24 protein-coding genes are annotated in these 26,015 nt (G+C 46.6%); 23 read left to right on the forward strand and 1 reads right to left on the reverse strand.

From position 1 onward, the window contains the following. Positions 1 to 15: 15 nt before the first annotated feature. From MKY52_RS22330 to MKY52_RS22425, 20 genes are all read left to right on the forward strand, one after another. The gene (locus tag MKY52_RS22330; protein ID WP_042126182.1) at positions 16 to 894 is read left to right on the forward strand and encodes a carbohydrate ABC transporter permease; all 879 of its coding nucleotides are present in this window, start codon (positions 16 to 18) and stop codon (positions 892 to 894) included. 64 nt (positions 895 to 958) lie between these two features. Continuing rightward, on the forward strand, positions 959 to 2,023 hold the full coding sequence (locus MKY52_RS22335; RefSeq protein ID WP_341053600.1) for a zinc-dependent alcohol dehydrogenase: 1,065 nt from the start codon (positions 959 to 961) through the stop codon (positions 2,021 to 2,023). Continuing rightward, entirely contained in the window at positions 2,020 to 3,888 is a 1,869-nt protein-coding gene (locus MKY52_RS22340; protein ID WP_341053603.1) for a WD40 repeat domain-containing protein, read from the forward strand. Before MKY52_RS22335 ends, MKY52_RS22340 begins: the two co-directional genes overlap by 4 nt. Before the next feature lie 31 nt (positions 3,889 to 3,919). Then, positions 3,920 to 4,987, forward strand: a complete 1,068-nt coding sequence (locus MKY52_RS22345; protein ID WP_341053606.1) for a glycosyltransferase family 4 protein — start codon at positions 3,920 to 3,922, stop codon at positions 4,985 to 4,987. 47 nt (positions 4,988 to 5,034) lie between these two features. Continuing rightward, positions 5,035 to 5,940 carry a Gfo/Idh/MocA family protein gene (locus MKY52_RS22350; RefSeq protein ID WP_341053609.1) on the forward strand — a complete coding sequence of 302 codons (906 nt, stop codon included), beginning with the start codon at positions 5,035 to 5,037 and terminating at the stop codon, positions 5,938 to 5,940. 32 nt (positions 5,941 to 5,972) lie between these two features. Then, on the forward strand, positions 5,973 to 6,971 hold the full coding sequence (locus MKY52_RS22355) for a Gfo/Idh/MocA family protein (protein ID WP_341053611.1): 999 nt from the start codon (positions 5,973 to 5,975) through the stop codon (positions 6,969 to 6,971). Then, a complete protein-coding gene (locus tag MKY52_RS22360) occupies positions 6,971 to 7,975 on the forward strand; it encodes a Gfo/Idh/MocA family protein (protein WP_341053614.1) in 1,005 nt (334 codons plus the stop codon). The genes MKY52_RS22355 and MKY52_RS22360 overlap by 1 nt, the downstream gene beginning before the upstream one ends. 45 nt (positions 7,976 to 8,020) lie before the next feature. Next, positions 8,021 to 8,677, forward strand: coding sequence for an RraA family protein (locus tag MKY52_RS22365; RefSeq protein ID WP_052404229.1), 657 nt, complete (start codon positions 8,021 to 8,023; stop codon positions 8,675 to 8,677). Between the two features lie 24 nt (positions 8,678 to 8,701). Then, on the forward strand, positions 8,702 to 9,463 hold the full coding sequence (locus MKY52_RS22370) for an SDR family NAD(P)-dependent oxidoreductase (RefSeq protein ID WP_341053618.1): 762 nt from the start codon (positions 8,702 to 8,704) through the stop codon (positions 9,461 to 9,463). A 21-nt stretch (positions 9,464 to 9,484) separates the two neighbouring features. Beyond that, entirely contained in the window at positions 9,485 to 10,378 is an 894-nt protein-coding gene (locus MKY52_RS22375) for an SMP-30/gluconolactonase/LRE family protein (RefSeq protein WP_341053620.1), read from the forward strand. 17 nt (positions 10,379 to 10,395) lie between these two features. Then, entirely contained in the window at positions 10,396 to 11,166 is a 771-nt protein-coding gene (locus tag MKY52_RS22380) for an SDR family NAD(P)-dependent oxidoreductase (protein WP_341053623.1), read from the forward strand. Positions 11,167 to 11,186: 20 nt separating this feature from the next. Then, the gene (locus MKY52_RS22385; protein WP_341053625.1) at positions 11,187 to 12,086 is read left to right on the forward strand and encodes a fumarylacetoacetate hydrolase family protein; all 900 of its coding nucleotides are present in this window, start codon (positions 11,187 to 11,189) and stop codon (positions 12,084 to 12,086) included. Positions 12,087 to 12,098: 12 nt separating this feature from the next. Further along, positions 12,099 to 12,938, forward strand: a complete 840-nt coding sequence (locus MKY52_RS22390) for an amidohydrolase family protein (protein WP_341053627.1) — start codon at positions 12,099 to 12,101, stop codon at positions 12,936 to 12,938. A gap of 49 nt (positions 12,939 to 12,987) precedes the next feature. Next, positions 12,988 to 14,757: an IlvD/Edd family dehydratase gene (locus tag MKY52_RS22395; protein WP_341053629.1), complete on the forward strand. Its 1,770-nt coding sequence runs from the start codon at positions 12,988 to 12,990 to the stop codon at positions 14,755 to 14,757. A gap of 975 nt (positions 14,758 to 15,732) precedes the next feature. Then, entirely contained in the window at positions 15,733 to 16,749 is a 1,017-nt protein-coding gene (locus tag MKY52_RS22400) for an NAD-dependent epimerase/dehydratase family protein (protein WP_341055593.1), read from the forward strand. Continuing rightward, positions 16,749 to 17,819, forward strand: a complete 1,071-nt coding sequence (locus MKY52_RS22405) for a dihydrodipicolinate synthase family protein (RefSeq protein ID WP_341053631.1) — start codon at positions 16,749 to 16,751, stop codon at positions 17,817 to 17,819. The genes MKY52_RS22400 and MKY52_RS22405 overlap by 1 nt, the downstream gene beginning before the upstream one ends. 126 nt (positions 17,820 to 17,945) lie before the next feature. Then, on the forward strand, positions 17,946 to 19,127 hold the full coding sequence (locus MKY52_RS22410) for a MalY/PatB family protein (RefSeq protein ID WP_341053633.1): 1,182 nt from the start codon (positions 17,946 to 17,948) through the stop codon (positions 19,125 to 19,127). Positions 19,128 to 19,244: 117 nt separating this feature from the next. After that, positions 19,245 to 19,553: a hypothetical protein gene (locus MKY52_RS22415; protein ID WP_076283228.1), complete on the forward strand. Its 309-nt coding sequence runs from the start codon at positions 19,245 to 19,247 to the stop codon at positions 19,551 to 19,553. Positions 19,554 to 19,595: 42 nt separating this feature from the next. Next, on the forward strand, positions 19,596 to 20,546 hold the full coding sequence (locus tag MKY52_RS22420) for a nucleoside hydrolase (RefSeq protein WP_341053634.1): 951 nt from the start codon (positions 19,596 to 19,598) through the stop codon (positions 20,544 to 20,546). 158 nt (positions 20,547 to 20,704) lie between these two features. Beyond that, complete coding sequence (locus MKY52_RS22425) at positions 20,705 to 21,958, forward strand: stalk domain-containing protein (protein ID WP_341053636.1); 1,254 nt, start codon at positions 20,705 to 20,707, stop codon at positions 21,956 to 21,958. Positions 21,959 to 22,421: 463 nt separating this feature from the next. Here the strand turns inward: MKY52_RS22425 and MKY52_RS22430 are convergent, their stop codons facing one another. Next, on the reverse strand, positions 22,422 to 22,970 hold the full coding sequence (locus MKY52_RS22430) for a hypothetical protein (RefSeq protein ID WP_341053637.1): 549 nt from the start codon (positions 22,968 to 22,970) through the stop codon (positions 22,422 to 22,424). A 129-nt stretch (positions 22,971 to 23,099) separates the two neighbouring features. Between MKY52_RS22430 and MKY52_RS22435 the strand changes: the two genes are divergently transcribed. The 3 genes from MKY52_RS22435 to MKY52_RS22445 all read left to right on the forward strand — a co-directional run bounded on the left by MKY52_RS22435 (position 23,100) and on the right by MKY52_RS22445 (position 25,954). Then, positions 23,100 to 23,519 (forward strand): hypothetical protein, encoded by a 420-nt coding sequence (locus MKY52_RS22435; protein ID WP_341053639.1) that lies wholly within the window; start codon positions 23,100 to 23,102, stop codon positions 23,517 to 23,519. Between the two features lie 286 nt (positions 23,520 to 23,805). Beyond that, complete coding sequence (locus tag MKY52_RS22440) at positions 23,806 to 24,753, forward strand: radical SAM protein (protein WP_341053640.1); 948 nt, start codon at positions 23,806 to 23,808, stop codon at positions 24,751 to 24,753. A 175-nt stretch (positions 24,754 to 24,928) separates the two neighbouring features. Then, positions 24,929 to 25,954, forward strand: coding sequence for a bile acid:sodium symporter family protein (locus tag MKY52_RS22445; RefSeq protein ID WP_341053641.1), 1,026 nt, complete (start codon positions 24,929 to 24,931; stop codon positions 25,952 to 25,954). The last annotated feature ends 61 nt before the right edge of the window (positions 25,955 to 26,015 follow it).

The raw sequence follows: 26,015 nt of genomic DNA on the forward strand, positions 1-26,015 counted from the left end.
TTAGGAGGGTAGACAATGGTTGTGAAACGCAGTATGGGTGAAATCATTTTCGACAGCTGCAATGTGCTGTTTCTGATCTTGTGTTCTTTCCTGTTCCTGTACCCGATGTGGTACGTGCTGGTCTCCTCATTCAGCGATGCTCATGCTATTGCTGCGGGGAAGGTAAGCTTCTTTCCAATCGGCTTTAATCTGGATGCTTACAAGCTGGTATTTGAGGATACGCGGGTCTGGACAGCTTACGGAAATACTTTCTTTTATGTCATTGTCGGTACGTTAATTAATCTGGTACTAACTACACTTGGTGCTTATCCTCTGTCCAGAAAGAATCTGGAGGGGAGAAATGTCATTATGGCTTTCATTGTGTTCACGATGTTTTTCAGTGGTGGTCTAATTCCTGCGTATCTGAATGTCCGTGAGCTAGGCTTATATGATACACGGTGGGCGCTGCTGTTGCCTGGTGCGGTTAGTGCCTTCAATTTGATAGTGATGCGGACCTTTTTTCAGTCTATCCCTGATAGTTTGATAGAGTCTGCCAAGATAGACGGCGCCCACGATTTCAGAATTTTACTGCGGATCGTGCTTCCGCTCTCCATGCCGGTTCTGGCGGTGATGACCCTCTTCTATGCGGTAGGCCACTGGAACAGTTGGTTCTCGGCCATGATTTATTTACAGGATCGGAATTTGTTCCCGCTTCAATTGATATTGAGGGAAATCCTGATTCAATCCTCTGCGCAAAATATGCTGGCTGGCGTTACCCAAGATGAGGTGTTTCGTATTAGTGAATCTATTAAATTCGCTACGATTATCATTGCTACCGTTCCCATTTTAATGATCTACCCATTTTTGCAGAAATATTTTGTAAAAGGCGTAATGATCGGTGCGTTGAAGGAGTAACAGCGATAGAGAAGATGCTGCATGTGACGGAATTGTTTCTGAAGCAGTCGGGAGGAGAAGACATATGAAGGCGGTAATATCTCAGGAAGGACAGATTCGCATGTCGGATGTTCTGACACCAGTCATTGAAGATGGATTTGTACTAGTCCAGACTGAATATTCGGCGATTAGCCCCGGAACGGAAATGATGATGAATGGCCTGCACCGTACGCAACAAATTGTACTTGGATACAGTGCAGCGGGTGTAATCCGAACACGTGGGAAAGGAATGGAACACTGGCCTGAGGGTCTTCGGGTAGCTTGTTACGGCGGACCTTATGCAAAGCATGCAGAATGGCTGCTAATGCCTCAGCATCTGATGGTGCCCATTCCTGACCATGTTAGTTCGGAGGAAGCATCAACAGTAGGACTTGGAGCCATTGCAGTACATGCAGTAAGGCAGGTTGCACCGCAGTTTGGGGAGACACTTGTGCTGATCGGTGCCGGAATTCTTGGGCAGTTGATTGCTCAGATCGCTAAGGCGGCAGGATGCCGGGTGATCGTCTATGATTTGCTTACAGAGCGCTGTGAGATGGCTGAGCGCCTTGGAATTAGACATATTGCTACTAGCCCGGAGAAGGTTAAGGAACATCTTGCTAACCTGACGGAGGGCATGGGAGCAGATGCAGTCATTGTATGCGCCGGCGGTAAAACCGGAGACCTTATTGATCAAGCGCTAGAGTGGGTACGGGATCGCGGCAAGGTACTGTTGGTTGGAGATGTTAAGCCTGATTTCTCTCGTGATCTGATGTTCGGGAAGGAAGCCCAAGTGCTGATTTCTAGAGCCGGAGGTCCCGGACGATATGATCCTATCTATGAGCGGAAGGGGATCGACTATCCTTACGGCTACGTGCGGTGGACGGAAGGTCGTAATATGGCTGAATATATTCGGTTAATCTCTGAAGGGGACATTCAGGTGAAGCCGTTGATTAGCGCAATATTCCCGGTCGAACGCTGTGAAGAAGCATTTCGGCGTTATGCAGAGGACCCCGTGGATCTGTTGGGAGCGGTCTTAGCTTATCCTGCAGCAGTCTCTGGATGTGAAACGAAGGTGAAGGAACAGCTGACGAAAGAAGGCGGGAGCAGATGAAGGCGCTGCGGATCGGTGAACCACTGAACGGTCTGGCGGTTTGGGCTTCAGCTAATGGAACATGGCAAGGGGCAGACCGGATCTACGCTGTTTCTTCCGGAAGTCCTTGTATCTTATTTGTTCTAGACCCGAGCGGTGAACAAGCGGTGGAACGGTATGCGCTGGAAGGCTCGGATCATTGCTGGGGTGTAGTCTTAACAACCAGCGGAGTGTATATCGGGGGAAGCGGTATGTTGTACAGGTACACTCATGAGAATGGTGTGGAGAACCTGGGTGAGATGATTCCCGGTGAATTCTATACGTGGCGGTTGGCAGCAGATACGCAAGGCAGGATCTATGGGGGATGTTATCCTGGGGGGAAAGTGTTCCAGTATGACCCAGCGACAGGAGTGTTTAGGGATTACGGTGCTATGGTAGCTGGAGAACAGTATGCACGTTCTATGGAAGCGTGGAACGGTAAGCTCTATGTGGGAGTTGGTACACAAACCCCGCATATTGTTGTACTGGATACGGAGACGGGAGAACGCTCGGAAATCAGGCTACCGGATGAATGTAAAGGCGAGCAACTGGTTTATGACTTGAACATCGTTCAGGGTAAGCTTTTTGCTCGAATTACACCGTCTGCACGGTTGTATATTTATGATCTGGAACTGCAGGAGTGGAGATACACTGTGGATCATGTGAGTGGACTTAGTGTTTCGCCTCCGGATGAGCTGGGAAATGTGTATTTCATTAAAGATGACTATTTGCAGCGTTATGATGTCCGGACTGGAAGCCTGTTCGTTACTTCACTAGCTATGCCGGAGCCGGCAGGTGATTATGGCTGGCTGAATAACCATGCTCTAAATCGGAAAGAGCGCTGTTTAACGGGTGTATACAGGGACGGGAGTTGCTGGATTTACGATCCGGCGACGGATCGGTATACGGTCAAAGACTTCGGCCTGCAAGGTCAATCGGTCCATTTGCAGTCTATGACCTATGGACCTGATGATGCTCTCTATATCGGAGGGTATTTCGCAGGTGGGCTGGCCAGATTCGATAAGGCAGCCGACGAGATCATTTCATATCGGGGCATTGGTCAGACGGAAGGTATGCTTGCTGGGAGCGATTGTCTTTATCTAGGTGTATATCCGCGAGCGAATATTTTCAAATATGACCCGAATGAAGATTGGAAGCCGGGAGAGAATCCAGAGCTGCTATTTTCCTTACAGGAAGAGGAGCAGGACCGCCCTTTTGCTTGGGCTTGGGCAGGAGAAGAACTGGCAATTGGAACGGTTCCTTCCTATGGTCGGCATGGAGGAGCGTTGACACTGTACAATCCTGCGAGCGGTGCGCGTGAGGTATTTAGAAATCTTTTGCCGCTGCAGAGTGTGGTGTCCTTGACCTGTAGAGATCAGCTATTGTTTGCTGGAGGGTCCGTCTGGGGTGGACTTGGGATTGCTCCTCAGCGTGCGGATGCCTCTCTAATGATTTGGGATCTAGAGAAGCGCTGCAAAGTATGGGAAGGTGTACCGGTGCAAGGGGAAAGGGCTATTTCTGCTTTGGTTCTAGATGATGCAGGGCATCTTTGGGGTTTGACGGCAGGTAAGTTATTTCGGTTCGATCCACAGCTTAAGCTTACTGTAAAGACTTACTCTTTGTTCTCCATGGACTGGAATGATGTGACTCATTTTTGGCGTAGCGGCAATGAATTGCTCTACAAGGAAGGCATGCTGTACGGCGTGTCGATGAATCGCTTGTTCAAGTTTGATGTGCGGAGTAAGGAGCTTGAGGTGTTGAATGACGATGCGCGGCTGCTGACGATGGACCGTGAGGGTGATCTGTTTTTTGCAAGAACTACAGCATTGTATCGGATGCACAAGTAAGGTCTGCACAATCCTTGGCGAAGGGTGAGGGATGATGAGAATCTTATATTTTTATAAATTCTGTATTCTGGGTGGGGTAACCACTCAACTTGCAAATAGATTCAAATTTTTGCGGCACCACTCGGAAGTGCATTTTGCTTTTCTAGAGGATTACGGCGGGGCGAGCGCTTTTGAAGGTTATGAGCATGTCCGAATTCTAGGGACGGTTGAAGAAATTAAGAGCTACATGGAAGTCTATGATTTCGATGTCATTATTACAATTGATACTTACGAGCTGTATGAAGCACTTGGGCCTGTACAAGAGGGGAAGGTTATTATTCATGAGGTACATACCACCTATTCCGAACCCCTGCAGAAGTTGGCCGCAACGAAAGATAGTTTGCCTTTTCACTATGTGATCACTCCCTCCGCTTACATGAAGGATTATTTGGACGGTATCGGCATAGCGGGTGCTTATCATATTAATAATTGCCTGGATACCGATTTGTTCCGGTATGAAGCGGGTATTGAGCAGGAGCCTGCCACTATTTTGTGGGTAGGTAAACTGGATGATCACAAGAACTGGTCGTCCTATTTGAACATTGCTGGAAAGCTGAATGCCAAGATGCCAGAGCTGCAATTTATGCTTGTTGGGGGATATACTGCTCCCGATGAGATCAAGAAACAGCTGATGGTAAAGGTGGAACAGCAGGGGATTAAGTATTTCAAGTGGATTCCCAAAGTGGATTACGATGAGATGCATCGCTATTATTCATCGGTTGCGCAGAATGGTGGGGTATATATTAGTACCACGACCAATGAATCTTTTGGGATGACCGTACTGGAGGCGATGGCCTGCAGGTGTCCGGTAGTGGTTCCGAGTGTAGGGGCGTTGCCGAAATTATTGGATGGTTTGTTAAGTGTTTCCCTATACGAATCAGGCAATGAAGAGGAGTGTGTGGACAGATTGAGCGCACTGCTGGAGCAGAATAGTCTGAGGGAAGGCTTGAAGTCATTGGGAGAACAGAAAGCTAGAACTACTTACAGCATCGAACAAGTGGGAAAAGAATACATGGAACTACTTGAGCGTTTCAGAGAAGAACGTTTAATTCTTAAATAAGTGGATCACTCCATGGGGCTGTCAACCGAATAAGAGGTGTTGTTGAAATGGAAGAGTTGCAGATCGGTATGGTAGGAATGGACACTTCACATAGCAGGATTTTCGCGGCGCTGCTAAATGATGAATCTCATCCGCTATATATTCCGGGTGGCAGGCTCCACTGCGGTTATCCGGGGGGTTCTCTTGATTTCGAGCTAAGCTATTCACGTGTGAGACCGATTAGCACTGAATTGCAGGAGCGCTATGGGGTTGAATTGCTCGATTCTATAGAAGAAGTTGCGGAGAGATCCCATGCGATTCTATTGACTTCTGTAGATGGGAGAGTGCACAAGGAACAATTTGCGGTGCTGGCTCCTTACGGAAAGCCAGTATTCATTGACAAGCCGTTAGCGGTTTCTTCTGAAGATGCGAAGGTGATTGTGGAATTGGCGGAGAGGTATGGAACGCCATTTTTCTCCAGCTCTATGCTACGTTTCGGTGGACCGCTGGTAGCCCTCTTAGAGGATGAAAGTGCAGGTGCTATTCTAGGTGCGGATTGCACTGGACCACTCGATCTTCAGCCGACACAACCGGGGTTATTCTGGTATGGTATACACGCTGCTGAGATGTTATATGCCGCTCTTGGAGAAGGTTGCCATTGCGTACGTGCCGTCAGTAACGATGCGCAAGAATGGGTAGTCGGCCAGTGGAAGGACGGGCGAATCGGGACGATCCGCGGAAATCGTACAGGCGGCTCTGATTTCTATATCGTATTGCACCGTGAACGGGGGAGCAACGGAATTAACGCGCTCGGAGCAAATTACAACGCAGGACATCAGCAATTACTGAAGAAATTTATAGCTATGGCGCGAGGGGACTCTCCACCGGTACGATCTTCCCTAACACTAGAGTTGATTCGCTTCATCGAAGCGGCCAACGAAAGCCGGGTAAGCGGTGCTGATGTTCGTCTGTAAAGGAAAGCACAATCTGAAAGGAGTGTAGTGTATTGATTAGGACAGCAGTGATTGGATGCGGTGGCATGGGGACTGTTCATGCGGATCGCTACAAGTCCATGCCCGAAGCTGAGCTTGTCGCCGTATGTGACATCGTTGAAAAAGCCGCTGAGGTGCTAGGAACTTTAGTGGGCGTTAGCTATTTTACATCTGTACAAGAAATGCTCGAGCAGGTAAAGCCAGAGGTGGTCAGTATTGCTGTGCCGACTTATTTGCATGTAGAACTGGTACGGATTGCGGCTGACCATGGAGCGCATGTGATCTGTGAGAAGCCGCTCGCACTCACTTCGCAAGAAGCGGAAGAAGCAATTAGTTACTGCAACGAGCGCGGTGTACGTTTGTTTGTGGGCCATGTCGTTCGTTTCTTTCCTTCTTATAGACAGCTTGCGGAGGGAATAACGCAGCTTGGCAGTGTTCAAGGCGGAATATACCATGCTAAACGGGCGGGTTCACATCCCGGAAACGTGCAAGCGTGGTTTCGGGATCCATTTCTTAGCGGTGGCGTCATTATGGATTTAATGATTCACGACATTGACTACATTCGTGGGGCTTTTGGTGAAGCCCGTGAATTGTATGCGTTCCAACATCAGTCGGAAGATATAAATTATGCCTCAGCTACATTCCGGTTTAAGAATGGAACCATTGCTCAGCTTGAAGCATTTTGGGGGTATCCAGGGTCGTTCCACTCCTCTTTTGAATATGCGGATGCGGAAGGAATCATCTCAGGCGGGACCGGGGATGGCGAAAGTCTGCATATTCGCAAGTCGATAACGACGGGCTCTACATCGGGATTTGTGGAGACGCCTTCGAGTGTGCTGCTGAAGGATCCGTATTATTTGGAACTGGAGCATTTTCTAAGCTGTCTAACAAGTGAGGAAGAGCCGATAGTCACTGCGCAGGATGCGCTGGAAGCTGTACGTTGGGCTGAAGCCGCTCAGCAATCGGCAATGACCCATCAACCGGTGAAGCTTGAAGTGAAGGGGGATATATAATGAGCCGTTTGAATATTGGCATGATCAGTTTCGCGCATGCGCATGCTTTTGACTATTTGGCAAGTTTACTGCACATGTCTGAAGTGACGGTCAGTGGAATTGCTGATGAGGTGCCGGAGCGCACACAGGCGCTCGCAGAACGTCATTCGATTCCCTATTATGCTAACTACAAGGAACTTCTGGAAGACTCGAATATAGATGCCGTAATTATTTGCTCGGAAAATGTCTATCATGCTGAGCTAACCATCGCTTCAGCCCGAGCGGGCAAGCATGTACTGTGCGAGAAGCCGCTAGGTCTGTCAGTGGAAGAAATGGAACGCATGATTTCGGTCTGCTCTGAAGAGGGAGTACAGCTTATGACAGCCTTTCCTTGCCGCTTCCTCACTCCGGTTGTGCGGGCTAAGGAATCACTAGATCGCGGCGATATTGGTGAAATTATCGCTTTTAAAGGAACTAACAGAGGTTCTTTTCCGGGACCTAGATGGTTCTCTGATGAAGACCTATCGGGAGGCGGTGCTGTTCTAGATCACACTGTGCATGTGATGGATCTGATGAACTGGTTCTCTGGTTCTTCTGTAGAACAGGTGTATGCCTATGCGGATACCTTATTTGATTCAGAGTGCAAGCGGACGATCGATGATGCTGGAATGGTGCATGTAACTTTTGAGAATGGTGTGTTCGGAGTGCTGGATCCTAGCTGGTCACGCAATCCCGGCTTCCCCACATGGGGGGATGTGACCCTGGAAATCATTGGAACTAAAGGTGTCATCTCCATAGATGCTTTTAACCAAAAAAACAATGTATACGGAAGAGCATCTGGCAAAGGGAACTGGTCCTTCTGGGGGGATGACATGAATGAACTGATGCTGAAGGCTTTTGTACAGGCGCTTTTAGAAGGGGTGGAGGTACCAATTTCGGGAATAGATGGACTCCGATCCACAGAGGTTGCACTTACCGCTTATCAATCTGCTCATGCAGGCCAACCGGTGCGTTTAAATAAATGAGGATGCTGTAAGCAGCACAAAACTTTGAGGAGGATGGAACCGCCTATGAAGGATCAGGAATTGTTCGATAGTATGTGTGAAAAGCTCTACTCTGCGGTAATCTCTGATACGTTGGATCAATTGGGCTATCGTAATCAGGTGATGCGTGAAAATATTAACCCGATAGATCCTACCTGGATCGTTGCCGGAAGAGCAAAGACCATTCTGTCTGTGGATATTCATCATTTGCCGGAAGATCCGTACACGAAGGAGATTGAGGCGGTGGACAGCGTTAAGCCTGGTGAGATTGTCATCGGCTGCACGAATGAATCGCGGCAGAACGGACTGTGGGGAGAGCTATTGTCTACGGCTTCCAAAATGAGAGGTGGCCGCGGAGCCATTGTAGATGGACTAATCCGTGATACTGCTAAAATTCTGGAGCTTGGTTTTCCTGTCTTTGCTACCGGCACCAAACCTGTTGATTCTCAAGGTCGTGGAATTGTTATCGACTATGACATTCCGGTACTATGCGGTGGCGTAATGGTCCATCCCGGAGATGTAATCTTTGGTGATCGTGATGGTATCGTTGTGATTCCGGGCGCCATCATCGATGAAGTGTTCCAATTAGCTATGGATAAGGTGACTCGGGAGAATCATACACGGGATGAACTGCTCGAAGGATATACCTTGCGGCAGGTCTACGATAAATACGGGGTGCTCTGAACAAGATTCGAGGGAGTGATATACATGAGGCTGGCTGGCAAAAGAGCGCTAATCACAGGTGCAGCAAGAGGAATTGGACTGGGAATCGCCCATCGATTTCTGGAAGAAGGCGCTCAGGTGGTGTTGCTGGACCGAAGTGAGGGTGAGCTTCTTATTGCACTTGAAACCTTGAAGGATTATGGTGAAAAGGCTGCAACGGAGGTGTGTGATCTTCGCGATGTGTCACAGCTGGAGCAATCTGTTGCCCGAGCCTTTGAAAGATTCGGCGGGATAGATATTGTAGTGAACAACGCCGGAATCGCCTTTCGTGAACACTTTCTCGATATCTCGGCGGAGCACTGGAATGCAGTGTTTGATATCAATGTAAAGGCTGTTTTTTTAATTGGTCAGCTTGCAGCAAGACAAATGATTTCTCAGGGCGGCGGAGGCGCCATTATTAATATGAGCTCAAAAAATGGTCTATCGGCAAGCTCCGAGCTCGCGCATTACAATGCTTCTAAGGCTGCTGTTATACTGCTAACCGAATCGATGGCAGTGGAGCTGGCGGCTTATGGGATCCGGATAAACGCAGTAGCACCGGGATTCGTGGATACACCCCTCGACCGCAAGCTGCGCGATGCTTCGAAGCTCCCGGCTTATTCGGAGCATACACCGATGAAGCGGGCGGCAACGATAAGGGAAGCTGCCAATGTATTTCTTTTTCTGGCTTCTGATGAAGCTTCCTATGTAACGGGAGAAACCATTCGTGTGGATGGTGGACATTTGGCTAATGGTAGTGAGCTGTAAATAAAAGAAGGAGTGAACGTTTTGGAAATTACAGAAATTCAGGCAGAATTGATGATTGATGCTCAGGCTGAGCTTGGTGAAGGGCCGCATTGGGATGCCGAATCCAAACAGTTGTACTGGGTGGATGTTACGAGAAGGAAGCTTAGAATATACAACCGGATCACGGGTAATGAAGTAGTCCGCTCCTTCGACCGGATGATCAGCGCAGTGATTCCAACCACTGCGGGAGGACTTGCATTGGCCATGGAGGATGGGGTCTATCTCTCTCAAGCTGAGAATTCTCCTGTCTTATTGACTTCGATAGAAGCAGAGCTACCACTCAACCGATTAAATGATGCCAAATGTGATCGACAAGGCCGACTGTGGGTGGGAACGATAAGCTTGAACAATGATGCGCCGGATTCCGGAGGTTTCTACGTCGTGGAGCCTGATGGTTTCACACACCAATTGTTATCCGGCATTGGCTGCTCGAACGGAATGGCTTGGGACTATTCCCGGAGCAAGATGTATTACATTGATACGCCGACTAGGCAGGTGGATGTATTTGATTACGAGGAAAAGTCTGGAAGGATAAGTAACCGAAGATTAGCGTTCCGAATTCCTGCAACAACTGGCTATCCGGACGGAATGACAATAGATAGTGAAGGCATGCTTTGGGTCGCCCACTGGGGCGGAGGCTGTGTATCACGATGGAACCCGGAGACGGGTGAGCAGCTTGGACTCATTCGAGTTCCAGCACCACTGGTGACCTCATGTACTTTTGGAGGCAGTGATCTAACGGAACTCTACATTACAACTGCAAGGATAGGGATGCACGAGAAAGAGTTACGTGATTATCCGTTTGCAGGCGGTTTGTTTATGGCTAAGCCCGGGGTGACTGGCTTGTTGCCGGGAAACTTTCAGGCTAAGGAGTAGGAAGAGGAGGCAAAGCGATGCGACTCAAAGATAAGATCATCATAATAACCGGAGCTGGCTCGGGAATTGGAAAAAGCACGGCTGCTTTATTCGCTTCAGAAGGAGCGACAGTAATCATTGCCGATGTCCAAGAGGATTCAGGAAAAGCCGCTGTCACTGAAATAGAGGCGACGGGGGGAAATGCGATGTTCATACCCTGTGATGTAACCGATGCTAGCAGTACTACCGTGATGGTTGATCAAGTCTTTAATACTTTTGGACGTATCGATGTGCTCTTTAATAATGCAGGAATCAGTGGCGTGGGTGCGGTACATGAGGTTTCCGAGGAAGTATGGGAGAGGGTCATGCGGGTTAATGTGACGGGTGTGTTCTTAACCTGCAAGGCTGTCCTCCCTTATATGATGAAGACCAAGAAGGGTTCTATCATTAATATGTCCTCTGGCATCGCCGAAATCGGAGTCGCAGAGCGAGTTTCCTACAGTGCTTCTAAGGGAGCTGTTCTATCTTTAACTAAAGCGATGCAGGTTGATTATGCACCTTACGGCATTCGTGTAAATGCGCTGCTACCAGGTACGATTATGACTCCGTTTGTAGAAGGTTATTTGAAGACTTCTCTGGATCCAGAGGCTTCGGTTGCGGCCATTAAGCGTAGACAGCTTAGCGGTGAGCTTGGCAAACCTGAGGATGTGGCACGAGCTGCACTATTTCTAGCTTCCGATGAGTCCGGGTTTGTAATGGGTTCGCCGCTATATGTGGATGGTGGCCTTGTCTTCGGAAAAAATGCATAAAGTGAAGGAGAGTGTTATAGATGAGGCTAGTTACCTTTTTGCAAAAAGAAGATGATCATATGGGCGTTCTAACCGACCATGGTGTGGTGGATATTGAGGCGGCACAGACTGCATTATCCACTCGGACGGAGGTTCCAGTAACGGTTAAGCAATTGCTTGATGGTGGGGAGGATGCACTTAACCAACTGAGGATTTTTGTGAATGACCTGCTTGAAGGAGAAGTGAATCCATCCTGGCTGAAGCAGGAAGATGAGTTAGCATTCGGTCCCTGTGTTACTGATCCTGGAAAAATCATCTGTATTGGCCTTAATTATCGCCGGCATGCGGAAGAGACTGGGATGGCCATTCCCGAATTTCCCATCCTGTTCAATAAATTTAACAATACACTAACTGGACATGGCTCAGAAGTTCCGCTTCCGAGGAACAGCCAGAAGGTGGACTACGAGGCAGAGCTTGGCATCGTCATCGGACGAACCGCGAAATATGTGACGGAGGAAGATGCACTGGATTATGTCTTCGGGTATTGTACGGCTAATGATTTGTCGGCGCGGGATTTACAGATGCGGACGAGTCAATGGCTAGCGGGAAAGTCTTGCGATAAATTTTCACCCATTGGGCCTTACTTAGTCACTGCGGATGAAGTAGGCGATCCCAATCAGCTCGATATTCAGTGTACGGTGAATGGTGAACTGCGTCAGAACTCCAATACTTCGGACATGATTTTTAATTGCAAGCAGATTGTCAGCTATGTATCCCAGTGTATGACGCTTTCGCCGGGGGATATTATCCTGACTGGAACACCAGAAGGCGTAGTGATGGGTTACCCTCCAGAGGATCAGGTCTATTTGCAAGCTGGTGATGTGGTCACGGTGCAGATTGAGAAGCTTGGTGCCATTACAAATACGATGGTTAGCGAATAGGAGGGAGTAGGGATGATCTTCGATTGTCATACCCATTTGTTTGGACCGGGAATGGTTTCAGGACCTACGGATGAGGCGATCAAACGGGCTTGGGGACCGGATATGAATATCGAAGCAACCCCCGAGCAACATCGTAGTCATTTGGAAGGATTCTCTGGTGCCATCGTATTGGCCATGGCAGCGCATGCAACGGGACTGGTTGTGCCGAATGATTATGTTGCAGATTACTGTCGCACGGATCCAGATCGATTATTCGGTTTTGCAAGTGTAGATCCCAATCATCTGGATTGTGTTGCTGAATTTGAGACTGCGATCCGTGAGATGGGATTAAAAGGGCTGAAGCTTGCGCCTATCTATCAGAACTTTTATCCTGATGATCCCAGGCATTATGCCCTCTATGCCAAAGCAGAACAGCTAGATGTACCTATTCTATGGCATCAAGGAACCTCTTTTGTACCGGAGGGTTATCTGGATGCATCAAGGCCGGCGATGCTGGACCCGATTGCCCGTGCATTTCCGAAGCTGAAGATGATTGTGGCGCATATGGGTCATCCCTGGATTGATGAGTGTATTTCACTGGTGCGCAAGCACCCTAATCTGTATATGGATGTTTCTGCTTTAGGAAGTAGACCTTGGCAATTTTATAATGCACTGGTGTCTGCGATGGAATATGGGGTTCAAGATAAAATATTGTTTGGGTCGGATTATCCGTTCTTTGGGACACAGAAGATGCTGGATGCTCTGTACCATATCAATGATCTGGCGGAGGGAACGAAGCTGCCACAAATACCGCAAAAATATATTGAGGACATAATACATCGTCTAACACCGGAAATTCTTGGTTTTATCTGAAACATTTATGCTTGGTCTATAGGCGAGGTTGTTAAAAGGAGATGAGGTCATGGCGGAGTGCAGGGACAGCGAGGAGAGTGTGGCTGAATCAGGCGGTAAGTTGAAGAGCGAGGCTTATTTTCAGGAAAAAGATCTATGGGGATTTATCCATCGTTCCTTCACGAAGTCTATGGGATACACCGAAGAAGATCTCCGCAAGCCAGTGATCGGCATTTGCAACACGTTTAGTGAGCTGAATAAATGCCATTCCCATTTTAATGAATTGGTGGATTATGTGAAGCGTGGTGTTTGGCAGGCAGGGGGAGTGCCGATGGAATTCCCGACGATTTCGATTGGTGAGCCTTATGTGAAGCCTACAACGATGCTGCTGCGTAATTTGATGGCGATGGATACGGAAGAAATGATGAAGGGGCATCCCATTGACGGGGTAGTGCTGCTTGGGGGTTGCGATAAAACGGTACCCGCTCAGCTGATGGCAGCCGCTAGCGCCAATATTCCAGCCATTGTATTGACAGGTGGCCCTATGCTAAATGGCCGATTGGGCGGGCGTAGCCTTGGAGCGTGCACGGATTGTTATGGCTTTACGCTGGAGCATAAAGCCGGAAATATAAGTGACGAAGAGCTGGCTGTTGCAGAGAATGCAATTTGCCGTAGTGATGGTCACTGCATGGTGATGGGCACAGCAAGCACGATGGCCTCGATCGCCGAAGCGATCGGCATGGCGTTACCGGGCTGTGCGGCTATTCCGGCGCCGGACAGCAGACGCAGGCATATGTCTGAGCGAACGGGCAAGCAGATCGTAGAGCTGGTTCGCCAGGGCATTCGTCCCCGCGACATCATGACTGCAGCGGCGATAGAGAATGCGATCACAGTTACGATGGCGAGCGGCGGATCGACGAACGCTATCATCCATCTTATAGCGATCTCCCAGCGGCTGGGGATGAAGCTGCCTTTAGAGACATTTGACCGGATCAGTAGCCAGACCCCGTTTATTTTGAACCTGCGTCCTTCGGGCAAATATCAGATGGAAGAGTATTTCGAGGCAGGTGGTGTACCCGCGCTGATGAAGGAGCTGGAGCCGCTGCTGCATGGGGATTGTTTGACTGTAACAGGCAGAACGGTTACAGAAAATCTGGTTCAGGCGGCAACACTTGACGGAGATGTGATTCGTACCTTGGAGGAGCCACTCGACAGCCAAGGTGGAATTGCTGTGTTGCGCGGGAATCTGGCGCCGGATGGGGCGCTGATCAAGCAAACCGCTGTATCCGCTCATCTCAAAAAGCATATCGGACGCGCAGTAGTGTTCGAGAGCCCGGCCGATCTAAATAAGCGGATCGATGATCCTGATCTGGTCGTGGATGAGAACAGCGTGCTAGTGCTTAAAAACGCAGGCCCGAAGGGTGCTCCAGCGATGCCGGAGATCGGGCAAATCCCGATTCCACAAAAGCTGCTGAAGCAGGGCATACGCGACATGGTCCGCATCTCTGACGCGCGGATTAGCGGTACTTCCTATGGCGCATTGATTGTACATGCGGCGCCGGAAGCAGCTGTTGGTGGTACGCTGGCGCTTGTGCAGGATGGCGACGAAATTGAGCTGGATATTTCCGCGAGGCGCTTGGAGCTGAATGTGTCGGATGAAGAATTGGCACGACGTAGGGTCTCATGGCAAGCGCCCAAGCCGCACTACGACAGGGGGTATGGCTTACTATTTCATGAGCGTGTGCTTCAAGCGAACCTCGGTTGTGACTTTGACTTTCTTCTCCCTGTTGAGCTTAGAGAATTGTTGCTGAGCGAGAGGGAATCGGTGCACTCGAAATAATAGCCGAGACTGAAATAATCTAATGCCTGTGAAGATGAAATAGCTGCACTTTATACAACTACAGTATATTGTAATCGTCTCATTTGGACTTTAACTGCACTTCATACAGTTAAATCTTATCAAATCGCTGTTTGTAGGCTCATTTTGGATTTTTAATTGCAGATAGTACAACTAAAGTACTATCTACGGGAACAGGAGTTGATATAAGTGTACGAAATACACTTATATCGCACGAATTGTACGAATTGTACGAATTGCACGAATCGCAAGTGTCGCGCATGTCGCAAATATCGTACGAATCGTACGTATTTGCGGCTCCGGAAGTGGCTATCGGAGGAATTGCGAACCTTGTGCAGGATGGCGATGAAATTGAGTTGGATGTTTCCGCGAGGGCTTAGGGCTGTAGGTGTTGGAAGAGAATGAGACCAAGCGTCGGATTACAAGGTAAGCGCCTAAGCTACACTAAGACAAAAGTTAGTATGAGTTTACTAGATTGTTTGACTGAACTGGATAGGCTGGACTGAGGTTGGTTTATTGCTTTGATTGATTTGAATGTGATGATTGCTTTGCTTTGAGTGATTGCATTTTATGCAATAGATTCCGCTCAGAGAGACTGAATTTTGATTCTATTGCACTATGTGCAATGAAATTTCAGATAATTACCACTAAACGAGCTTATGGCAGGAATCTGATGTATGAAGTGCAATAGATTCATTATTTAGCGATGAATTTGGAAATTCTATTGCACATTCTGCAATCAGGGAGTTGGTTTTCGATTGTAGCAAGCTGGTTTGTGAATGTAGCTAGTTAGTTTTCGATTGTAGTTAGCTTGGTTTCCGATCACAACAAGCTAGTTTCTAATCTCAGATAGCCCGGCTTTCAATTACAACTAGCATCGTGTCCGATTACACCAAGCTATAAGGTCTTTTGTGGTAAAAGCAACAAACTTGAGTCAATGGAGAGGAGAGTTCAATGATGCGAACCGTTCAAGAGTTGGAGGAGCGCTTGGCAAGTCCATCGGCAGCACTGATTGAGGAACTTAGCCAGCTCGATGGAGATATTATGCTACTAGGCGTAGGGGGCAAGATGGGACCCAGTCTCGCAAGGCTAGCGGTGAATGCAATTCGCCAAGCGGGGCTAAACAAGAAAGTTATCGGCGTATCCCGCTTCTCGAATAAGGAGCTGAGACGAGAGCTTGAAGAGGCCGGGGTCGAGATTATCTCCGCCGATTTATCTGACAATAAGGCGCTGCAGGCACTCCCTGAAACCCAAAATATTCTCTATATGGCCGGGAATAAATTCGGCACGACCGGGAATGAACATTTCACTTGGATGATGAATGCCTATCTGCCGGGCCGCGTTGCGGAACGGTTCCGTAATTCACGAATGGTTGTATTCTCGACAGGCAACGTTTACCCTTTTACTCCGGTTAGCCAAGGAGGCGCAACGGAAAGAACTTCACCGAACGCGAATGGGGAATATGGGCAATCCTGTCTGGGCCGGGAGCGTATATTTGAACATTTCTCTCATAAAAATGGAACGCCGATGTTCATTTATCGGCTGAATTACGCCATTGATCTGCGGTATGGTGTGTTATTGGAGCTTGCTCGATCGGTCAGGGAGGGACTTCCCATTGATATCACAATGGGTCATGCCAATGTGATCTGGCAAGGGGATGCGAATGAAATCGCATTGCGAGCACTGCTGCGTTGCAGTTCGCCGCCTAATGTCATGAACATTACTGGGCCTGAGACATTGTCCCTGCGCTGGGCTGCGAATGAATTCGGCCGAAAGTTAGGCATTGAGCCGATTTTTACAGGTGCAGAAGCACCTACTGCACTGCTAAGTAATGCAGCGAAAGCCGCTGCCACCTTTGGCTATCCGCGGGTATCGCTGGCCGAAATGATCGACTGGATTGGCGATTGGATAGGGCAAGGCGGAGAAACCTGGAATAAACCCACGCATTTTCAGGAGCGGGAGGGCAAATATTAATGACACTGACAAGAGTACCTTTGACTTCGGAATTACATGCCGCGCTTCATGATGGGTTGGCTATTCCCGCACATCCTCTCGCCTTAACTAAAGAGCGCAAGCTGGATGAGCGACGTCAACGGGCACTTACCCGATATTATGTTGCTTCCGGGGCGGGTGGAGTCGCGGTGGCAGTGCATTCTACTCAATTCGAGATCAGGGATCCAGAAGTAGGGCTGCTGGAACCTGTGTTACGTCTAGCTGCGGAAGAGGTGGAGCTTGCCCAGCTAAATCGGCCATTCATGAAAGTAGCGGGTATTTGCGGAGGGACGGAGCAGGCTGTTCTTGAAGCGCGCCTTGCCGCAAGCTTTGGGTATGAAGCGGGACTGCTTAGCATGGGAGGTCTGCAAACCTTGAGTGAGGAAGAACTGCTAGAACGAAGTCGCAGAGTGGCAGATGTGATTCCGGTGTTTGGTTTCTACCTTCAGCCGTCGGTGGGAGGACGGATTTTAAGCTTTGATTTTTGGAAGGCTTTCGCTGAAATAGAAGGCGTAATCGCCATCAAAATGGCGCCGTTCAATCGTTATCAGACGCTGGATGTAGTCAGAGCTGTGCTTGAATCCAGCCGTAGCGAAGAAATTGCTCTGTACACCGGAAATGATGATAATATTGTCAGCGATCTGCTCACGACCTTCCGATTTATGGTGAACGGCAAGCCCGTTGAGAAAAAAATAGTCGGCGGCCTACTCGGTCACTGGGCAGTCTGGACGAGCAAAGCAGTACAGCTGCTTAATGAGATTAAAAAGGTCAGAAGTGAACCCTCGTTGGCATCCAATTGGTTGACGCTTGGGGCTGAAGTGACGGATAGCAATGCGGCGATATTTGATCCCGCGCATCATTTTCATGGCTGTATCCCGGGTATTCATGAAGTACTTCGCCAACAAGGATTGCTTGAAGGCTTATGGTGTCTAAATCCGGAGGAACGATTATCCCCGGGGCAAGTGGAGGAAATCAACAGAGTGCGCAGAGACTATCCCCATCTGGTGGATGATGGATTTGTGGCATCGCATTTGGAAGAGTGGCTGCAATAACACGTAGTTGTATAAGAGTTAAGGAGGGCGCACTTTCGACAAGTGCGTTCTTTCTTATCCAGAGTGCGATATCCTCCGCCTCATGATACAATAAGGGACAAGTTTATAAGGATGAGGTGACTTTAATTGAAGTATGATTTCGATCGCGTAATTGACCGCCGTAATACACGTTCTTACAAGTGGGACCAGTCCGAGAAGTTGTTTGGTGAGAAGGATATTATGCCACTTTGGGTGGCAGACATGGATTTTGAAAGTCCTCCTGCAGTGAAGGAAGCGATTCTGCGCCGCGCAGAACAAGGGGTTTACGGATACAGTGTACCTAGTGACTCTTATAAAGAAGCTATCACGTCGTGGTTCAGAAGACGGCATGATTGGGAAATTAAACCGGAATGGATTTCGGATTCTCCCGGAATCGTAACCTCCTTAAGTTTTGCTGTAGAGCTGTTTACCGAGCCAGGGGACGAGGTTATTTTACAGTCGCCAGTCTATTATCCCTTCTATGACGTCATCCAAATGAATGATCGCAAGGTCGCCAAGAATCCGCTTTTTATTCGTAATGGACGCTTCGAGATGGATTATGAGCAATTGGAAGGGCTGATGCAAGGTGGAGCCAAGCTGCTGCTTTTATGCAGTCCGCATAATCCGGGTGGTAGAGTATGGGAAAGAGAAGAGCTGCTGAAGCTTGGTGAGCTCTGTCTGCGTTATGGAGTGACCGTAATCTCTGATGAGATTCATTGTGATTTGGCGCTTCCAGGTTATGAGCATATCCCTTTTGCATCCTTATCTGAGGAAATTGCGAATATTACACTAACCACACTTGCCGCGACCAAAACCTTCAATCTACCGGGGTTACAATCTTCTTTTATCGTGTCTTCCAATCCGGAATTGAAGCTTAAATTTGATCGAAAAATGAAAGCCTTGAGTTTACATATGGCTAGCTACTTCGCCCAAGGTGCAGTAGAAGCTGCCTATAATGATGGTGAAGAATGGTTGGATGAGCTTTTAGAGTACGTGTCAGGCAATGTGGACTATGCGATTAGCTATCTGTCGGAGCATTTACCGCAGGTCCAAGTGATGCATCCGCAAGGCACATACCTGCTATGGGTTGACTGCCGCGGTCTGAATCTGGATATAGATGGACTTAAACAGCTGATGTACAAAGAGGCTAAAGTTGCTTTTAATGAAGGCTCTGTCTTTGGAACTGAGGGACAAGGTCATCTGCGGATCAATCTGGCTTGTCCTAGATCTATTCTAGTTGAAGCGTTAGAACGCTTTTGCCGAGCAGCTGTAGCTTATACTGCGAAATAAAAGGTATTCCTGAAGCTTGATGATTCCTTCTAAGGGGATCGTCGAGCTTCTTTATTTTGCAAAAAGGTAAAAAGAATAATAAAATGGAGTCCATTACGTCAAGCAGGAGGACTTCAAATGAAATGGGTAGCTCAGCTTCCGTATTATAAGATACAGCGAGAAATTAAGGATGGAGAACAACGAAGTATTACATGCAATCGCTTAATGTATTTGTACAAAGATAGAGTCGTGACTCGTCATCGTGAATTTCCAATAAAAGATATTTTAGATATGTCCTATCGCTCGATGGGAGGTTCAGAGGGGATGTTCTATCTGTACACGAGTAAGGGTGTATATACTTATTTGGTAGAGTGTGATCCTGAAAGCTTTATTCATACTTTTAAAGAACAGCAAATGAATAAAATTGAGCGTACTGGTAGGCCGTGATATGATAATCCATACGACATTGCAGGGTGGGAGAGAACATAAATGAGCAAAACACGAATTATTATTGATGTAGACACAGGTATTGATGACGCACTGGCGATTCTGTATGCCTTACGCGCTCCAAACGTAATTGTAGAAGGAATTACAACCGTTTTTGGGAATATTGATGTCGACAAGGCGGCTGACAATTCACTGCGACTGATTGAGCTTGCTAAGCCTGGTTATGAGATTCCTGTAGCTATTGGAGCATCCAAGGCACTAGTTCGTGAGCACTCAGGCTACGCCACTCATGTGCATGGTGAGAACGGTATTGGTAATGTGGAAATTGCTCCATCCAGCCAGCGTCCCATTAGCGAAAGTGCATCTGAGTTTATTGTTCGGATGGCTAATGAGAATCCCGGAGAAATTGTATTAGTTACACTGGCACATCTAACCAACCTTTCGATGGCGCTTGATATGGATCCTGGTATTAAGAATACTTTGAAAAAAGTAGTAGTGATGGGCGGTACGATCTTCAATCCCGGCAATAGAACACCGGTTGCAGAAGCGAATATTGCTGGAGACCCTGAAGCTGCAGATCATGTATTTACATCTGGACTTCCCGTTATGATGGTGGGTTTAGACGTTACGCTTAAGACGCGGATTACCCAAGAGCATATCTATTTATTAAACCGTTTTGGACGTGAAGAGAATAAAGCGATCATTTCGTTTATGGAACAATCGCTCACTCATTATTTTAATTTCTATCGTGAAGCGAACTTTTTGATTAACAGTGCACCGCTGCATGATCCGCTCGCGCTTATGGTTGCGCTGCAACCAGATTTAGTAACCTATAAAGAAATGAATGTTCGTGTGGAGCACAAAGGTGAGTTTACATCGGGAATGGTCGTAGCGGATTTGCGGGCTCAGCCAAAAGTGGGTAAACCCATACAAGTTGCTGTGGATGTAGATGTTGAACGAGCAGTGGGAACCTTTTTGAGCGTGTTTATGTAATTTTGTCGACCTCTACTAATATGAAAAATAATTTCGAAGCTCATAGATGACAATCTATTAATTTTACAATTGGATAATCTTTGGTAAAATGGTAGAAGACATATAAAGAGTTTAAGAGATTACACTTCATATTATGGAAGATGGGAGACTTAACAGTCATGAACAAACGGATTGGCAAATTGGTTTTATGTCTGGCGATTTCGCTAGGCGGCACCACGGCATTATTCCAAAACACTACACAAGCAGCACCCGCAGGTGGAGTTAGTATTGTGCTGGATGGTTATGCACTGCCGTTTCCAGTAGAGCCTGTTGTGATGAACGGAACAACGATGGTTCCATTCCGGGCGATATCAGAAGCGCTGGGGATCAACGTAGAGTGGAATCAAGCGCTTAAGAAAATTACCGCGACCAAGACGGATACAGCGGGTACTAAAGTGGTAACGTTGACCCTTGGTAGTAAAAATGCAGGCGTAAACGGCGAAGTTGTGAAGCTAGGGGTTGCCCCGCAAACGATCCGTAATAACACGATGATTCCACTCAGCTTTTTCGGCCAGCAGTTTGGTGCGGGCGTAGCTTGGGATCAAGCAACCAAAACGGTATCGATCACTTCACCAAAGACGGATATGTACAAGCTGGGCTTTTATGCGCTTAGCTCATACAGTGAAATTTCGTTACTTCCTAGCTTCGATGCTGTAGCTTTTGGGTGGAGCGGGATTGATAAAAGTGGACAATTCACCACAACAGGCACTGATTTTAGATGGCCTCAAGCAGCTGGGGATGTAACCCCAGAGTCTATTATCTCGAATGCAGCAGCAGGTGGCACAGCGCCTTATCTGATGGTCTTTTCTGGTGACACTGCAGCGGAGCTCACGAAGAATCTGGAAGATAAAGTGCTTCAAGAGCAGACGATTACAGGAATCGTTGATCTGGCTACACAAAAGGGATTCCAAGGCATCACGCTGGATCTAGAAGGACTGGGTCTAACGGGAGATAAAGCAAAGGTGCAAGCCGATTACAATGCTTTTGTGAAGAATTTGTCTCAAAAAGCACATGCAGCAGGTCTTAAGCTCACGGTTATTCTTCATCCATTAAACAGCTCTTATAAAGGTTATGATTACAAGACGCTGGGAAGCCTCGCAGACGATTTGGTCATTATGGCTTATGATTATTTGCAAGAGAAAAAAATTCCAGAGCCGATGAGTTTAGTTGATGAAGGCATCCGGCTTGCACTTCAACAAGTGAGTAAGGATAAGCTGATTCTCGGTATTTCCGTATACAGTGAGAATGAAACATCAGTAAATTCCAAGGTTGGACTTGCTAAACGTTATGGTCTTAAAGGGATTGCAATCTGGCGTGTGGGCTTGATTGGACAGCCTGTCTGGAATGAGATGGGTAAGTCGGTGGAGTTGTAGGCGGAATTATGATACGTTATCAAAAGAAAAGGGCTGCCATTTGGCAGCCTTTTTTTCTTAAAAAGAAAAAAATTATATGCTTGCGCAATAAATTATCCTTATCTTTCTCACATAAAGCTAGAATGGAATAGATCTATTAAAGTATAGGGAAATCCTCCCTATAAATTCTGTATTTTAGGGTTGTACAGGTGGAGTATAGGGAATTTCTCCCTATATTTCAGCGGATATCATCGTTTTTTAGAAAATTTCCTGTATTATAGGGAGAAATTCCGCATAACTAGGTAATTGTGAAGAAATCATCCTGAAAATAGGGAGTTTTTCCCTATAAATCTCCCTTGCCATCTCCCATCACAATTTTGACTGGGTGCAGGAGGTGGGGAGTTTGGGATATGAAATCTAAAATGGATCGGAATTTATAGGTTTCACGGCATAAATGATCTTTCTCTTATGGAGGGGGATATGCCTATTCATACGTACCATTCTTGATGGACTCGATAGTAGTGAACATCCGTGAGTATACATCTTTAATGTTGGGTTCATTTACTTTGCCGTTGTAAAGTCCGTATCCCCAAGTTTTATATGTTTCACCAGTTTGAAGATAGCAAGTAACATACATATCACTATTAAAATTTGTTAAAGAATAGTGCTTATACGATACGTCTTCAAGAACAAACGGCATAAATGATTTCGTAGCTCCAATAAAGAAGAAAGGAACACCTGCATTTGTGTATATTTTAACATACTTGTTTTCGTCCGCTTCTTTCAGATGCTCTTTCGTAATAACTACAGCATCATATTGGGAGGAGAGCTTTGAATAATCTTCTAATTCCTCAAAAGAAATACTTGTGAAGTGCACATGTTCTTCTCTTATTTTAGGGACCTCACCAACAACACCTATAAATAAGCTTTTCCCTGAGTACAGCGGTGTATCAACCGTATCGGCATTAGATGTACAGCCTGTAACAAAAATGACGATTAAAATAATGAGTGCGTTTAGGATGATTTTCCTCATCTTTTGGCTCCTTTCAAGCGTTCTGCATGAGTTGTATCTGCTTACAATAAAGTATTATAGTGGAAATTATTGGTGCAGACCAGTAAATGGGTCATGGACCTCGAAAGAAGCCTGATTCAGAGGAGGGTAATGTTGCATCCAATTACTGCAATAGAAATCATATTTTCGGTTGTTTTTGTCCTCATTATATTTGGAGTAGCCTTGTTTTTACCCCGTAAGATTAGGAAGTCTGGTTTAATTATAGTATCTTCAATAACTGTACTTTTGCTATTATCCTTCGCTATTCGCCCCTACTGGATTAATTATCAAGTATCCCGAAAAACAGAACAACTCAATCACTATTTGGAGGAGAAATACCCTAATCAAGAATGGGAAATTAGTCGACAAGAAGGTAGACAATATAATCCTTATCATTTACAAGTTAGATTCAAAAACGAAGAAGGTTGGATTTATATTTATTCAGTCGTAAATGAGAAGAAAATTCACCAGAGCGTTTGGGTACCATCAGGTGGCAACTCTTTCGAAGAAGGAAAGCATTACGAAAAATGAGATCAGCTGAGTAGTGACGAAGGGAAGTTTGGAACTGTAGGAGCGATAGCGACCGCCTTTGTCTCCGGATTTCAACCGTTTAATACGGTAAAATCAAAGAAATCTGGAGACAACAGCGGCCGGAAGTCCAAACATTCCCAAAGTTACGTCCGAAAGCTGCTGACCTGGATTTCTCAAACACACTTCGACTGTTATATACCTCACATTAACCTAAGCCATAAACCTTTATAATCTCTAAGATTGAACCCTTGAATCAAATCATTATTTTTCAGGAGGACTTTAGAGAATGAGATATAAAGCATTGGAACTAGACAAACCGCTTACTTATGAGCTGGAAGGCTTAGAAATAGGAGTTACCTCGAACTGTAATTTTCGCTGCGATTATTGTTGTGCGTATAATAGAAATGATGGACAAAGCATCAAGGCTAAAGAGGTTATCCGAATTCTTGAAGAGCTTCCTGGTCTGAAAAGAGTACGCTTGTCAGGTGGCGAGGTCACATTAAAGTTCGATGACTGTGTGGAGATTGTAAACTACTGCTCATCCAGAGGGATTCAGACACAGCTCAATTCAAACGGCAGTCTTTTAAATGCTGAACGGATTGATCAATTGGTCGCGGCAGGATTAACGACGATACATATTTCCTTCAATTTTACTACAGCGGACGCCTTCTCACGTTATTATAATATTCATCCAAGCATCTACGAGAAAATTAGAGAAAACATTACTATGTTCGCGGCAACTAGTGTAGATACGGTGCTGGAAACGCTGTTGTTCAGCGAAACTCAGGATAATATGAAGGAAATTAGTGATCACGTATATGCGATGGGTGTCAGAACACATGAGATTCAGAACAGTATTATCATGGATCATACGGGTTGGAAGTCTATAGCTGCCCGTGAACAATTAAAGAATGCTGTGAGTGAACTGATCGCTATGAAGAAAGAGGATACGACCCTGTATTTCACTTGCATGGACCGGTTTATGGATGCGCTTGGGTTCGAGGAGCAACCGGGCGTTTATTTTCCACACTGCATTGAGGGCAAGAAACAGCTTCATCTACATGGCAATGGAGACATCCTGATCTCTGAATTATGTCATCCCATTATTATTGGCAACATTTATCAGGGAACCTCACTGAAGGACTTATATAGTAACATGCCAGCGCCTTTGGCTCAGTTCCTGGATAAACTGCCATGCCCAGCACTGGACGCATTGTTTCCGCAAGGGGTTTAAATCGTTAAGCATTGCTATAAAATTACTACTTGGAGCCAATTTATTGAATTGGTTCCTTTTTTGTGTAGTAGATTAATGGAAAGTCCTGTATGATTTCTGTAAGCTTATAGAGACTGCTACAACTTAAATTTGCGGATAAGGAATGTATGACATCCATACATAAGGTGTGCGACACATGCTTACGAATATAAGAAATGGACTCATCAAATCCAATGTTGTTCTCGAAAAAATCATGCCACTATTAACACCTACTGCCATCGTGGTTGGTGTGCTTAATGAAAGCAGACTGCTACCATTCACAGGTCTCGTCCCATGGATATTCGCCTTTATGACATTGATCGGAAGCTTGAAATCCAATCTCAAAGATCTGCTGGGCGTGCTGCTGAAACCACAGAAGTTGATCGTATTGATGGTTATTCTTCATATCGTGATGCCGCTCATTGGCTGGCTCGTTGCAAGTGCTGTTTTTCCGGGAGATCCTTACACAGTGACAGGATTTGTACTGTTGTTTGCGATCCCAACGGGTGTCGTTAGCGTGGTGTGGGTATCCATATACGGCGGGAACATTGCACTAACTTTGGCACTTATTCTAATCGATACGCTCTTGTCACCGATTGTCGTTCCGGGTACCTTGTATTTGCTCATGGGAGCGAGTGTGGAGATTCAGCTTGGGGAAATGATGAAAGGACTCCTATGGATGGTTGTCATTCCTTCGGTAGTCGGGATGCTTCTGAATCAATGGACAAAAGGCAAGGTGAATACGGTATGTGGACCTCCGCTTTCCCCATTTGTAAAGGTTGGGTTGTTCATGGTTGTTTCTATTAATGGTGCTAGCATTGCCCGTTATCTGAAACACCCGGATAGTAAATTAGCGATTATTATTGGCGTAACCTTCGTAACCGTAGTTCTCGGATATGTAATCGGAGCATTGGTATCGCGCCGTTTCCGCTTTAGCTACGAAGATTCTGTGGCCGTACAATTTAATTCCGGCATGCGTAATTTAAGCGCGGGAGCTGTGCTCGCAGTAAAATATTTTCCTCCGGCTGTTGCACTCCCTGTGATTTCAGGAATGTTATTCCAGCAAATTCTCGCTGCAATGTCTGGTCTGTTTTTACGTAGCAGAACTAAACACCCTTTAACAGATGGTGCAATTACGCAAGTTTCCCCAGCATCCCAGTCAGAACCGCCTATTTCATCTTAGAAATAAAACAGGTCTTAATAACTAGTAAAAAGAAGATTGCCGAACTAGTAGAACTAGTTTT

This window comes from Paenibacillus sp. FSL P4-0184, assembly GCF_038004625.1.
GTDB lineage: Bacteria > Bacillota > Bacilli > Paenibacillales > Paenibacillaceae > Paenibacillus_AQ.